The organism is Bradyrhizobium tropiciagri (genome assembly GCF_001189845.1).
Classification (GTDB): domain Bacteria; phylum Pseudomonadota; class Alphaproteobacteria; order Rhizobiales; family Xanthobacteraceae; genus Bradyrhizobium; species Bradyrhizobium tropiciagri.
The window spans coordinates 107305-119673 of sequence record NZ_LFLZ01000011.1 but is presented as its reverse complement, the minus strand read 5'-3'; the positions used below and the strand labels follow the sequence as shown (position 1 = coordinate 119673).

15 protein-coding genes and 3 pseudogenes are annotated in these 12369 nt (G+C 62.1%); 13 read left to right on the top strand and 5 right to left on the bottom strand.

Features of this window, described 5'->3' with window-relative positions:
- Positions 1–18: 18 nt before the first annotated feature.
- Together AKN84_RS12000 and AKN84_RS11995 are read right to left on the bottom strand one after the other, a co-directional pair.
- Positions 19–432 carry a PRC-barrel domain-containing protein gene (locus AKN84_RS12000; protein ID WP_244485050.1) on the bottom strand — a complete coding sequence of 138 codons (414 nt, stop codon included), beginning with the start codon at positions 430–432 and terminating at the stop codon, positions 19–21.
- Positions 433–538: 106 nt separating this feature from the next.
- A complete protein-coding gene (locus tag AKN84_RS11995) occupies positions 539–772 on the bottom strand; it encodes a hypothetical protein (RefSeq protein WP_050420912.1) in 234 nt (77 codons plus the stop codon).
- 651 nt (positions 773–1423) lie between these two features.
- On the opposite strand from AKN84_RS11995, the gene AKN84_RS11990 reads away from it, so the two are divergent.
- The 4 genes from AKN84_RS11990 to AKN84_RS11975 are packed head-to-tail and all read left to right on the top strand — an operon-like array spanning position 1424 to position 3447.
- Positions 1424–2038, top strand: coding sequence for a phosphatase PAP2 family protein (locus tag AKN84_RS11990; protein WP_050420911.1), 615 nt, complete (start codon positions 1424–1426; stop codon positions 2036–2038).
- Complete coding sequence (locus AKN84_RS11985; RefSeq protein ID WP_050420910.1) at positions 2025–2630, top strand: cupin domain-containing protein; 606 nt, start codon at positions 2025–2027, stop codon at positions 2628–2630. The genes AKN84_RS11990 and AKN84_RS11985 overlap by 14 nt, the downstream gene beginning before the upstream one ends.
- Positions 2627–2974 carry a DUF3147 family protein gene (locus AKN84_RS11980; RefSeq protein WP_050420909.1) on the top strand — a complete coding sequence of 116 codons (348 nt, stop codon included), beginning with the start codon at positions 2627–2629 and terminating at the stop codon, positions 2972–2974. The genes AKN84_RS11985 and AKN84_RS11980 overlap by 4 nt, the downstream gene beginning before the upstream one ends.
- A complete protein-coding gene (locus AKN84_RS11975; protein ID WP_050420908.1) occupies positions 2971–3447 on the top strand; it encodes a DUF3147 family protein in 477 nt (158 codons plus the stop codon). The genes AKN84_RS11980 and AKN84_RS11975 overlap by 4 nt, the downstream gene beginning before the upstream one ends.
- Before the next feature lie 19 nt (positions 3448–3466).
- Here AKN84_RS11975 and AKN84_RS11970 read toward each other — a convergent pair whose 3' ends face one another.
- Positions 3467–3976, bottom strand: a complete 510-nt coding sequence (locus tag AKN84_RS11970) for a YciE/YciF ferroxidase family protein (protein ID WP_128970693.1) — start codon at positions 3974–3976, stop codon at positions 3467–3469.
- A gap of 80 nt (positions 3977–4056) precedes the next feature.
- On the opposite strand from AKN84_RS11970, the gene AKN84_RS11965 reads away from it, so the two are divergent.
- From AKN84_RS11965 to AKN84_RS45080, 3 genes and pseudogenes are all read left to right on the top strand, one after another.
- Complete coding sequence (locus AKN84_RS11965; protein ID WP_050420906.1) at positions 4057–4245, top strand: hypothetical protein; 189 nt, start codon at positions 4057–4059, stop codon at positions 4243–4245.
- 81 nt (positions 4246–4326) lie between these two features.
- Positions 4327–5382 carry an ROK family protein gene (locus tag AKN84_RS11960; RefSeq protein ID WP_430649902.1) on the top strand — a complete coding sequence of 352 codons (1056 nt, stop codon included), beginning with the start codon at positions 4327–4329 and terminating at the stop codon, positions 5380–5382.
- Between the two features lie 335 nt (positions 5383–5717).
- Positions 5718–5888: pseudogene (locus AKN84_RS45080) on the top strand (DUF3606 domain-containing protein); the annotation flags it as partial.
- A 354-nt stretch (positions 5889–6242) separates the two neighbouring features.
- On the opposite strand, the gene AKN84_RS45075 reads toward AKN84_RS45080, so the two are convergent.
- Positions 6243–6686, bottom strand: coding sequence for an inorganic diphosphatase (locus AKN84_RS45075; RefSeq protein WP_347337322.1), 444 nt, complete (start codon positions 6684–6686; stop codon positions 6243–6245).
- A 114-nt stretch (positions 6687–6800) separates the two neighbouring features.
- A pseudogene (locus AKN84_RS11945) lies at positions 6801–7364 on the bottom strand (SDR family oxidoreductase); the annotation flags it as partial.
- Here AKN84_RS11945 and AKN84_RS11940 point away from each other — a divergent pair.
- The 6 genes and pseudogenes from AKN84_RS11940 to AKN84_RS11910 all read left to right on the top strand — a co-directional run bounded on the left by AKN84_RS11940 (position 7269) and on the right by AKN84_RS11910 (position 12312).
- Positions 7269–8342, top strand: a complete 1074-nt coding sequence (locus AKN84_RS11940) for a hypothetical protein (RefSeq protein ID WP_193399650.1) — start codon at positions 7269–7271, stop codon at positions 8340–8342. The pseudogene AKN84_RS11945 and the gene AKN84_RS11940 overlap by 96 nt on opposite strands.
- A 659-nt stretch (positions 8343–9001) precedes the next feature.
- Positions 9002–9850: a hypothetical protein gene (locus AKN84_RS11930; RefSeq protein WP_050420901.1), complete on the top strand. Its 849-nt coding sequence runs from the start codon at positions 9002–9004 to the stop codon at positions 9848–9850.
- A gap of 33 nt (positions 9851–9883) precedes the next feature.
- The gene (locus tag AKN84_RS11925) at positions 9884–10105 is read left to right on the top strand and encodes a hypothetical protein (RefSeq protein WP_050420900.1); all 222 of its coding nucleotides are present in this window, start codon (positions 9884–9886) and stop codon (positions 10103–10105) included.
- A 4-nt stretch (positions 10106–10109) separates the two neighbouring features.
- Complete coding sequence (locus AKN84_RS11920) at positions 10110–10553, top strand: hypothetical protein (protein WP_244485049.1); 444 nt, start codon at positions 10110–10112, stop codon at positions 10551–10553.
- A 174-nt stretch (positions 10554–10727) separates the two neighbouring features.
- Entirely contained in the window at positions 10728–11225 is a 498-nt protein-coding gene (locus AKN84_RS11915; protein WP_244485048.1) for a hypothetical protein, read from the top strand.
- Between the two features lie 2 nt (positions 11226–11227).
- Positions 11228–12312 (top strand): annotated as a pseudogene (locus AKN84_RS11910) (YihY/virulence factor BrkB family protein).
- Positions 12313–12369: the final 57 nt, after the last annotated feature.

The window sequence follows — 12369 nt, the reverse complement described above, 5'->3', positions numbered from 1 at the left end:
CCGACGCCCGTCTCCTCGTCAGCGAGGAGACGGGATTTCAGTACTACTTACTTTCGGGCTTCCAGGTGGTGCTCGCCCGATCGTATTTGAAACCTGGCGCAGCTTTAGGCTGTCCTTGGTTTCGTCGAGCGTGAGCCACCATTTGTCGTCCTTCTTTTGGGATTTGACGGCCGTGTACGGCACGATCACGTCCTTCTCACCGGCGCCAAGAAAGCCGCCGACGCCGATGACCAAGCCGGTCACTTTGCCGGACTTGTCGACAAGCACGTCGTCGATCGTCCCGATCTTGGATTCCTTCGGGTCATAGACGTTCTGCTTGTAATAGTTGCCTATAGTCCAGCTCTCCGTCGGAGCGGAGGGCATAGTGTTGGCGGCATGCGCGGCGGAGGCAATCGCCGCAGCCATAATGCAGCCGATAGCAAACTTCTTCATGAAAGAACTCCTCGTCTTTAGTCCAGATGACCGATCAGCTAGATGCCACCGCTCATGGCAATTACTGGCACGGCCCAGAGAATGATGGATGGCATGCCAGCACTCTTCAGTCGGAAGTGCAGACCTTCACGCTCTTCATGCCGGTCTCGGCCTCGGAGCGCGTCTTGTAGACGGTGCCTGACGGACTGACGACGGTGGTCGTCGTGTCGGTCGGCTTCTTGTCGACGATCGTGCATTTCTTCGTCTTCACGTCCTGCACGACGTAGAATTCGTCAGCTGCAAGTACCGGCGTGACGAAAGCGGCAAGCAACGATGCCGCGACAATCGCTTTAACGTTCATATTTTCTCCTCCAATAGCCGTACCAATCGGCGGAGGTGGAACGAAAGAAAATGGCAACGGTTCCTAACTATGAACCGGCACGCGACGCAGACCGTGCCAAAAGCGGGCGCGCCCGGGCGCTGCGGGCCTGACCGCTCAGCGGCATACGTTAGTCAGTTGCGCGATCTTCGCGGCGCCAGCCGCTAGCTACGAGCTGTCGCACTTTACGGTCACCCGGCACCAGGCAGCGAGCGTCAGCCCGAACGTCATCGCTTATCAAACGTTGCCGAGCAGCGGAGGGTCCTATTCGACCTTCGATGCCAAGACAGTCGGAGTATGAACGCGCCCAACGGCCGTTCCATGCAAACCGCGAGCGCCTGAAGGCGGAGCGGCTAGCTCGCGAAGCTACGTCGAACCGCGAAGCCGGACGGAAGCGGAGGACGTGAGAGAGGGTTCGTATTCGCAAGGCCGGGCTCACTTTCGGGCAGATGTCGCCGATCGAATCCACACAGGCGGCCGCAATCGGCTTTCGTCCTCGGGTAGCTGACGATCAACGAGGCGGCATGCGACCGAAGACATTGATGGGTAGCGAATCCAGCCTGTCGGAAGGCATCATAGATGAACCGATGCCGCCGTGACGCGTTGGAAGGTATCTAATTTGGTTCCTAGACGATGCGAACCGTAGCCAGAAGTCGAAGCAGCCGCTTCCCGATCACCGTCAGACCGACCGGGACAGATATCGCGGTCGCAGACGTCATTGCCCGTAATACCAAACCAGTTCCTGAAATGATCGCCCGGGGCCTGACTTGGGGCGCCGACGAAAAAGTGCTTCTGTTTCTGGTCGCGGCCGGATGGCTCGTCTCCCGCCGCGGCAGCGCCGCCCAGCGTCGGGCGGGAGATCATGCGCTGCTCGTCACGGTCGCTGCTTCCCTTTTACCGCACCTCATGAAGTCGCTGTTCGACCAAAGGCGCCCCGATCGGGTCATGGTGCTCAGCCACCTGCGTGGAGTTCGGTTTTCCGGCAAGCGCGACGACGCCTTTCCGTCCGGCCACGCGCTGCACATGGGCGCGCTGGCGTCGGCGGCAGGCAACTTGCCCACACGATCACGAAGAGCGATCCGAGCATTCGCGATCGGACTTTCGCTGACGCGCATAGTCGTCTTGGCCCATTGGGCGAGCGACGTCCTCGCAGGATTCGCGTTGGGAGCAATTCTGGAGCGGTTCATGCGTCTATGGACCGGCTATCCGGCCGAAGCTTCGAACGAGGACAAGCATGCCGATTCTTGAAGACCTGAAGGGATACGCGGAGCGCGCCACCGGCCTGAGACGACCAGGCAAGCGCAATGCCGCAAACCTTGCAAGGAATCGAATGCCCCATACTGTTCGATTCAAGGACGATGGTCTCGTCCCCAATCACCCCCGATGGCCGCTGATCATTTATCGAGGCGCTGTCGATCTCGACGAACGCCACGATCCGGCGGCCGTGATCGAGGACCTGTTCGAAGCCAACCGGTGGGGCGACAGCTGGCGCAACGGCATTTACGACTACGTGCATTACCACTCCAGGATCCATGAGGTGCTCGGGATCGCGCGCGGAAAAGGACGCGTCCGCTTTGGCGGCATCAAGGGCCGGATCTTCACGATGAAGGCCGGCGACGTCGCTGTCCTGCCGGCCGGCACGGGCCACCAATGCCTGTCGGCAGATGATGACTTCCTTGTCGTCGGCGCGTACCCGCCGGCCGGAGTGTACGATGAATGCAGAACCGTCGAAGATTACCCGCGAGCCGTGAAGACCATTCCGAAGGTGCCGCGACCGCGCAAGGATCCGATCTACGGGTCGGGGGGACCTCTGGCGAAACTCTGGAAGCGACCAAAATGACCGAATACGTGGTGCGATTCATCGTCGGCGGCGCCGTTGTATCGGCCTTTGCGATGCTTGGAGACATGCTGCGACCGAAGAGCTTCGCCGGGCTGTTCGGCGCCGCGCCATCCGTCGCGCTTGCGACGCTCGGAATCGCGATCTATCAGCATGGCGCCGCCTATGCCGGCTCGCAAAGTCTCTCGATGATGGCGGGCGCGATTGCGCTGGCGGTCTACAGCGTCGTGGTCTGTCACCTTCTCGTCCGCGCGCGCATGCAGGCGCTGCCCGCCACAGCTCTGTCGCTCGTCGTCTGGCTGACCGCGGCCTTCGGCCTGTGGAGCCTCGCCGGAGCACAGACGTGACGACGCCGATCCGCTTATCGACCTCGTCGCTGAAGCAGGGCCGTTGGTCCGAATATCTGATCCGCTTCGTGCTCGGCGGCGCCGCGACGGTGTTCACCGGTTTCATCAGCAGCCGTTACGGTGCCCCTATGGGCGGCCTCTTTCTCGCGCTTCCCGCCATTTTTTGCGCCAGCGCCACGCTAATTGAGAAGCACGAAGTCCGCCACAAGCGGGAGGCAGGCCTTGACGGCGAGCGGCGCGGGCAAGGCGCGGCTGCGCTGGATGCGGCGGGCGCCGCCCTCGGCGCGCTCGGCATGCTGACGTTCGCGGCCGTGTTCTGGGTGGTGGTCGAAAGGAACGTGGCTGGCGCGTTCATCGGGGCGTCGCTGGCGTGGCTGCTGGTCTCGGTCGCGGCATGGTTCGTGCGGCGCAAGATGCGCTTCGTGCGTCGAGCCGGACGAACCGCCGGCCCCGCGATTCCGCGAAGCCGCTAGGACGGCTCGGGTGACCGCCTCAAGCCGATGCCTTGGCATTGACTCCCTTGCGCAGCGCCACCGTGTTCAGCTTGGTGTTTGCGGCCTTCTCCTCGTTCAGGTTGGTCGTGAGGAAGCGCACGATCTCTTCGTGGCCGAGCTGCTCGGCCCATGCGATCAGCGTCCCGTACCGGCATATTTCATAGTGCTCCACGGCGTGCGCGGCCGCAACAAGCGCGGCATCCAGCACGGCCTTGTCTTCGATCTCGCTGGCGGTTTCGTCCGCCTCTTCGATGATGCCGTCGATTGCCGGGCACTTCGCGCCGCTTGGCTGCTTGCCGAGTTTGGCGAAAACCTTGTCGAGCCGCTCGACCTGGTTTTTGGTCTCTTCGAGATGGTTCTTCAGGCCCGTTGCGAGATCCCGGTTCGTGGCCTTGTTGATCATTTTTGGCAACGATTTGAGGATCTGTTGCTCCGCGTAGTAGACGTCCTCCAGACCGTGGATGAGCAGATCCTCCATCGATTTGATGTCTTTGGTGAAGATATCAATTCGCCTTTGGCAATCGATGGCATTGGAACGCCGCCGTCTGACCGTCGTTCCTCTCTATTCGCCGGACAGGAAACGCCGAAATGACGAATGACCACTTCGCCAAGCTGCTTGGAAAGGCCGCGATGGACGTGTGGGGCAGTATGCCGCGCGACATCCAGGAGGCCATTTTCGAGCTGGCCAAGAAGGGGCGTACGACGGAGCGCGAGGACCTTGCGCGCCTGCTGCACGATCGTCACCCGCGCACATTGCACCCGGCGAAACCCGGCTGAGGAATTGAGGATTTGGCGGCGCCTGTTAACCGGACGGGCGCAAGTGACTTATTCGAGGTTTTCAGGATGACAGAGGAAACGATGGGCACCACCGGCATCGCTGGCCACGGAGCCTCGCACCTGCCTTTGGTGGAGATCGACAGCTTCAACATCGAGCTAAAGGATGAGGACGGATTTCTTGGAGACCGCGCCAGCCAGAGCACCTTCCGGGAGATCTTGGACAAGTGGCGGAAGCCGCTGCGCAAGACCGGTGAGGACCCGTTCGGGAAGGAGCCTTCCGAGAGCATCAGCAAGAAGGTGCTCGACTCCATACTAGTCGGCGACGACACCGAAGCGTCTGCGGTCGTGCATAGCGTTGTTGAGGATTTCGCCCACGAACTCGCGCACGTGACCCGACGGTTCCTCAAATCGAAGGCGTGGGAGAAGACCGAACGGATCGTCCTGGGTGGTGGCTTCCGCGACAGCCGGCTCGGTGAGCTCGCGATCGCCCGTACCGAAATCATCCTCAAGTCGGAGGACTTCAAAATCGAAATGATCCCGATTCGCCATCATCCGGATGAGGCCGGGCTGATCGGAGCGCTGCACCTTGCTCCGTCCTGGATATTCGACGGCCACGACTCGATTCTGGCCGTCGACATCGGTGGAAAGAACATCCGCTGCGGTGTCGCGGAAACGCGCCGGAGGAAGTCCCCGGACTTCTCCAAGGCCGCTGTTTGGAAATCCGCGTTCTGGCGTCATGCCGATGACGAGCCGAGCCGCGAGGGGGCAGTCAAACGCCTGATCAAGATGCTCAAGGACCTGGTTAGCGAGGCGGAGGACGAAGGGCTCAAACTCGCGCCGTTCATCGGCATCGCCTGTCCCGGCGTCATCAAGAGCGACGGCTCGATCGAGAAAGGTGCGCAGAACTTGCCAGGCAACTGGGAGAGCAGCAAGTTCAACCTGCCTGCCAGCCTGGTTGAGGCCATCCCGCAAATCCGCGACCACGATACTACCATCGTCATGCACAATGACGGCGTCGTGCAGGGATTGTCCGAGGTGCCCTTCATGCAGGACGTGAAGCGTTGGGCCGTTCTGACGGTCGGCACCGGTCTCGGCAATGCCCGCTTCACCAACCGCAATGGCAAAGTTGGGCGGTAAGTCATTCCCAGCTTCCATCAGCACCGCACGCCGTTGAGATCTTGAGGCGGAATAACCGAAGTTCGCTGGTCAGATCACCCACCACGCCAGCACCACGGTTCACTCAACCAGCGTGGACAGGGAATCGCGCGAACGCGACCCGTGTCGCAGCCGGGCGGGGCGTCAGGAAGGCCGACGAGCATTCCAGTTTGCTTGCCTGCTTCGAAGCGGGTGATTTTGTCACGACTACGTCGTCGGCTTGTTGGGCGGCGCTTGCCAGCATCCTGGGGCCGCCCATGCGATGACAGGGAACATCGCGAGTTTGCGGGCGTTTCTTCCCGCGAGGAGAAGCTGTCGTGGGCAATCTGACCAAGAAAGAGCAACCCGACCGTTCGCATATTAATATGCATCGAGCCATTGAAGTTAAATACTGGACCCACGCCCTTGGCGTGTCGGAGGAAGAACTTCGACAGGCCGTTGATAAGGTCGGCAATTCGGCGGCCGTCGTACGCAAAGAGCTCGGAATCGAGTGGAGCGATGAGATGTCTCGCGAGACTGAGGAGCTGGCAAGTAAAGCCGCGGAATGCGCGAGAGAAGCGCGCCATCAAGCCGCGCTTTTGCCGGATGGTCCAGTTCGCGATGCACTACTGGAAAAAGCCAAGCAGTACGAAGCCCAGATTCCCGCCGACGCTACGTATACGACCGTTATCAGCGACCAGCGCGATTAGCGAGGAACACGGATGCGGTCCCTGGCGTTGCCCGTTTTTCATGAGGAGAAACGAAACTGGGACGAGGAGTTTTGCTTTGGCTTTTGGGCGTGCCGATTCCGGTGATCATCTTGCTATGGTTGGTCTTCGGCCATTGATTTGCCGGCATTTCTGCTAGTGCAGCGCCCCGAAAGGCGTTCCGGCCCCGACGACCTCTTCCGAGTAGCTAGCAGCCGGGCGTGGAGGGAGGCTGCCAACGCGCGCGAAGCCGTGGGCACACCATGCAGATCGTACCGATAGTCGTTTGATCGCTCTAACGGCCCCGCCAGGCCCGCGCCATCCCAGAAACTTCAGCTCGCCCGAAAGAACTGCTCGAGCTCCTCCACGGCGCGGCAGATGCCTTATATCCTTGAGGTTCGTCTCGAGTGGCGAACGATCCGGCGCGGCAAAGGCGCGATCGATCCGTTCCTTTCTGCCCTTGCGCGTTTGAAGGATTTCGAGAATTCCGATCGGCCGGCACGGGAGCACGACGCCGGGATATGTCTGCGAATCGTGGATGATGAGGACATCCAGTGGATCGCCGTTGTCGGCCTTTTTGTCGAGGGAACGAAACCCCAATCATAGGGATAGGTGAGCCCAGCCATGAGCGGCTTCGCAAGCGTGAACGCCTTCAGATCCGTATCGAACTCCAATTTGCAGGTGCTTCCGCGGGGGGCCGCTATGTTCAACGTCCTAGATGAACGGCTTTCCGCCGGTAACTGCGACCGTTGTCCCTGACGTATAGCTCGAGCGGGGATCGGCCAGCATGACATAGGCCGTCGCAAGCTCGGCGGGCTGGCCGGCCCGCTTCAGCGGAACCTGCTTGCCAAAATGCCTCACTGACTCGCCCGGCAATGTCGATGGGATCAGTGGGGTCCAGATCGGCCCCGGAGCGACGGCATTCACGCGAATGCCCTTCTCGGCCAGCATCTGCGCAAGTCCTCCGGTAAAATTCTGGATCGCGCCCTTGGTCGTGGCATAGGCGAGCAGAATCGGATTCGGCATGTCCGAATTGATCGACGCCGTGTTGATGATCACGCTGCCTGACCGCATATGCGGCACGGCTGCCTTTACTAAGTAGAACATCGCGTGGATATTGACGTCGAAGGTCAGCCGCCATTCCTCGTCGGAGATATCAACAATATCCTGGAAACTGGCCTGGTGAGCGGCGTTGTTCACGAGGATGTCCAATCCCCCGAAATTCTCGACTGCGCGTTCGATCACGGCACGGCATTGCTCGGGGCTGCGAAGATCCCCCGCGGATGCGAAACCATCTACACCTCTTCGGGCATGGCCTCCATCTCGGCGCTGCTCTTGGCATCCTCTCATGTGTTCGATCGAGCGGTTATCGTGGTTCTGCCTGGGACACACGGTGAAACTTTGGAGTTCATCAAGGCATACGCCCCCCACTTAAGGATCATCACGGCCGAGGGAGCATTGGATGAGCCCGTCTCTCGCTTGCGAGCACCCCGACTCCTGCTTCTCGATTCCTGCGCGACCGCGAAGAATTTCGAAGCCTGCCTGCGATCATGTTGGGAAGAGTTCCACCTTCTGATATTCGCCACCACTTGCTTTTCTGGCGGATCTGGCCGGATCAGGCGGGTCTTACGACGGGAACGGAAATCCGAGGTGCCAACGGCCATGATCCGAAGCCATACCAAGCTTGATTCGCTCGGGGCGGAATATGGACGGTTGGGGTCCACGGCCTTCATGCATCTAAAGAACGATTCAAGGGGCCGCTCGCAGCTTGGGAAGCTGCCGGACGAGATGCGGAATGCGGTCAGGCTCCTCGGAGGCGCCGCGTTACCGGCTCACTTCCCGCCCTTTGTTGGAAGCTCGGATTATCGGTCGCTGACCAGCAGGCGACTGGCTGCCATCCTTCGCAATGGACGCCGCACTGCTCGTTTTTTTCGAGACGCGCTCGGCGGGCTCACCGGCGAACTGAACTTCGCCCATGGACTTTATGTCACGCTGAAGTGCAGCCATCGGCTGGATGAAGAAGCGGCGAGGAAAGCGGCCTCAGAGATGAGCGCAGATCTCGGTCAAGCCGGCTTTCCGATACGTCACGCCGGAAGCTTTGGCTTCGACTTCGCCGCGGCAGAATGGTTTCACGACGCAGCGACCGGCGAGTTCAGCGTCCGCATATCGGTCCCGGATCTACCTACGGCGCTTTGGGACGAACAAACTTGCGCGATAGCTCGATGGTGGGCCGATTACAACAGCCCTCGGTCCTGATAATGGGCTGGCCAGTCGCTCTTGGGAGCCAAGGTCTGAGGAATGGTCTGAGGGGACCACCGCCAGCTCGATATCCTGGAGCCCATCGACATCGCGGTGGCAATCGGCTTCGATCCCTTACAGCCGATTAGCGCCCTCCGGTCCGAATAGCGGACCAATGTGCAGCGCTCCGGCAAGCCGGCGTCACAGCAAGAATCGCGAAAGCAATTGCCGAACTCCGCGGCAAAATACGGCTGTCGCACCGCAACGCCGCCAAGCGATGCGTCACGCTAAAGCCTTGCAGCGCGGGCGGATCGCCGCCGGTCAGGACGAGCGCAAACCGTGGAGCTGAGCAGACATTGCGGGCGCTGGACGTTCGTCGCGATAGCCGCGGAGGGCGTCGCTTCGGTGGAGCCCTTCTTTGTTGACCGAACGCTCTATCGCAGTTGGTCAAAGCGAATTGAACTTCTTGTTCTGACCGCATGAAGCGGCGATGCCGATGGCTGATTCTCATCTCCGCACGGCGTCCGCTCGTCCGCATAGGAACTTTACCGTCGCGGCCAGATTGTCAGAACGAAGTCGAGCGGAGGAGGCTTGCATGAACCAGCTGATTTATCTGGTGGGGCTGATCGTAGTCATTCTCGCCATACTGTCGTTCTTCGGACTGCGGTAGGCGCGCCATGGAAAACGAGCGAGGGCTTGCCGTGTCCGCCGACCGCAGGACCGGCCTTCGGATGCAATGGAGCCCGGTGTTTGCCGGCGCGCTGGTCGCAACGGCACTATCGGCGATCCTTATCGGCTTTGGCGCGGCAGTCGGATTGGGCGTGAGTTCGAGCTCGCCGTCATGGCGTGACGCATCGGCTGCGCTCGCGCTGCTGTCCGGGCTGTATCTGGTCCTGCAGGCGCTGGTCAGCTTCGGCGTCGGCGGCTATATCGCCGGCCGCGCGCATCGCATCATCGGTGCGACACCGTCCGACATGATCGAGGGCAGCGATGGACTGCATGGCCTGACGGCCTGGGCGATCGCAGTCATTCTGGGGGCGGCAATCGTGGCGCTGGTCGGCCTGTCGGCCGCGCGCCCGGTGGTCCAGAACCGCCCGTCCGCGACAGCCGCCGAGCCGCTGTTGAGCAGCGAGCTCGACCACCTGTACCGGTCGGCACGGCGTCCCGCCAATATCGACGTCAGCTATGAGCGCGCGGAAGCAGGCCGCATTCTGTTGACCAGCTCCAGCCACAGCGGCGTCAGCGCAGAGGATCACAGCTATCTGATCCAGCAGGTCGCCGCCGCGACCGGGCTGGCTGCTGGCGAGGCCGAGAAGCGCGTCGACAGCGTCATCGGCGATGCCCGAACCGCCATCCAGCGGTCGCGACGCAGCGCGGTGATCCTGGCGTTCTCGGTTGCGGCGGCGCTGCTGTTCGGCGCGGTCGCCGCCTGGGCCGCGGCCTGCGCAGGCGGCCGGCACCGCGACGGCGCGACGCTGCCAGAGTGGATGGGCGGCAGGCCAACCACGGCCGTGCCGGTGGTCTGACGCAGTTGTGGATGTCCTTCTAGGGAGACAATCATGGCGACAATCCTGGTCATGGATCACACTGGTGACACGAGGCAGCATTTCGATCCCACCGACAGCGAGCAACTGGCCTGGGCCAACGCGCGTTTCAATGAGCTGGTGTCGGACGGCTACACCGCTGCAATACGAGGATCGACCGGGGAGGCCAACCTCGTCCGGGCGCTGGATCCGACCGCCGAGGAGACGCTGTTCTATCCCAGACTGGTCGGCGGCTGACGCCATGCCGGCCCGTTTGCGCGAAGTGTCCCTGTCGGCCGCGCTTAAGCGCGCTGCCGGGACGCTGCGCGTTACCCTGACCGCGATCTGGGATCGCTGGAAGGCCTATGAAAGAGTCGAGGCACGCGGAATCGCGCTGATGTCCGCATGGCTGTCGACAGAGCAGCGGGCGCAGTTCGAAAAGTACAGACGCTTCGACGTCATCGGCTCCGAATCCGGCAAGCGGTACCGGATCTGCTACGGGACATCCACCAATGTCTACGAGATCGACGGCAGCGATCGCGTGGTGATTGGCTGGTGCTTCCGGCCCGTCGGCTGCCTGGCGGCCGGCGACGTGATGCTTGCCCAGAAGATCGCGCTGGAAACCAACGAGCGCGCGACACTCATGGTCGCGAAGCCATTCCCGAGCTTCCTGCCGCCACGCGCAAATCTGCCTCCGGTCAGTTAGGCGTTCGATCCGCACACCGGTCACATTCGAGCGCGATTCTCCGAGGCAGACGGCTTGCGGCCGCCACCTGCTCACCAACGCCGGCGCTGTCCGACCCGAGCCGTCACGCGCGGCCGGTAGGGAACGTCGATCATCCTGCCGGGTTGTCGGATGCCGGCTGCAATGGATATCGCCATGAGCGCCAAAACCCGTTCGTCTGTGCTGAGCCTGATCTTCCGCTCTTACCTTGCGGACCTGCAGCAATGGATCGGGCAGATGGTGACCGGCTACGCGCTGACATGCAGCTTCATGCTGATCGGTGCGGTATCGCTCGTGATCGCGATGGGGGTTGGGGTTGCAGCGGCTTTCCACGCTATCGAGGTGCGTTACGACATCTGGATCGCCTACGCCGTGATCGGGGGCGCCTTTCTGCTCCTCGGGTTCGCAGGATTGATCGTGGGCCGCGCGCTGCTCGCGCGTCCTGCGCCGTCCGTGCCGCTGCCAAGCCGGCAGGCCGACATGCTCAAACGTGCCATCGCGGTGCCCGTCGCGGCTCGCCTGATCGCCACCTCACAGACCGGAGCGAGCGCCGATGCCACGACCCAGGCACTGGCCGCCGGCGCTGCCGTCCTGCTGGTCGGCTGGTTCGCCGCATCACGTTTCAGGCGTCGGCCGGACGCCGTCCAGGACTAGCGATGGCGCCGCGCTCCAGTTGGTCGAACGACCTGATGCTCGCTGGAGCGACAGCGCTGGCAACGCTGGCGGTCTATCGATACGTGTGCCGCGCGGAAACGCCGGTCGCACGGGAGCGGGGCCTCGAGCCCGCGTTGGCTGAAACGCAGGATCGTGGCCGGCTGGCTGAGACGCGCTGCAGATTCCGGCCGCCGGCTGGAAGGACATTCTGCTGCGAACCTATCAGCAGATCGACGAGGACCGGCTGCTCGCGACTGCCGCCGGCGTCGTGTTCTACGGCCTGCTGGCGATTTTCCCGGCCATCACCGCGCTGGTCTCGAGCTACGGTCTGTTTGCCGATCCGTCGACGATCTCATCCAATCTGCGGAGCCTCGCACTGATGCTGCCGGAAGGCTCATTCGCCATCGTCCAGGACCAGATCGCTCGCGTGCTCGCGAAGGGCACCTCGACGCTTGGGCTGACCTTTGTGATCGGTCTGCTGATCGCGATCTGGAGCGCCAATGCGGGCATGAAGGCGGTGTTCGATGCGCTCAACGTCGTCTATGAGGAGAAGGAGAAACGCGGCTTCATCAAGCTCAATCTGATGTCGCTCTCCTTCACGATCGCAGCCCTTATGTCGATCATGCTGATGGTCGGCGCGGTGGTCGTCGTGCCACTTCTGCTGCAGCAGGTTGGACTGGGCACACGGGCCGAACTCATCGTCCGGTTCGGGCGGTGGCCGATCCTGATGCTCCTGCTGCTCACCGGGCTCGCCGTGCTTTACCGCTATGGCCCCAGCCGAACCGAGCCGCGCTGGCAGTGGCTCAGCGTCGGCGCCGTCGCGGCAGCCGTGCTGTGGTTGATCGGCTCTTCGCTGCTCTCCTGGTACCTTGCGAATTTCGGCAATTACAGCGCGACCTACGGCTCGCTCGGCGCGGCCATCGGCCTGATGACCTGGATGTGGATGTCCGCCATCATCGTGCTGTGCGGGGCGGAGCTGAACTCGGAGATCGAGCATCAGACCGCGATCGATTCGACAGAGGGCCGCCGCAAGCCGCTCGGCGCGCGCGGCGCCAGAATGGCCGATACGATCGGCGAGGCGCCTTAGTCAGGCCGCTGCGCCGCATCAGCAAATTGCGTAGGAACCAACGCCATGACCGGGGTT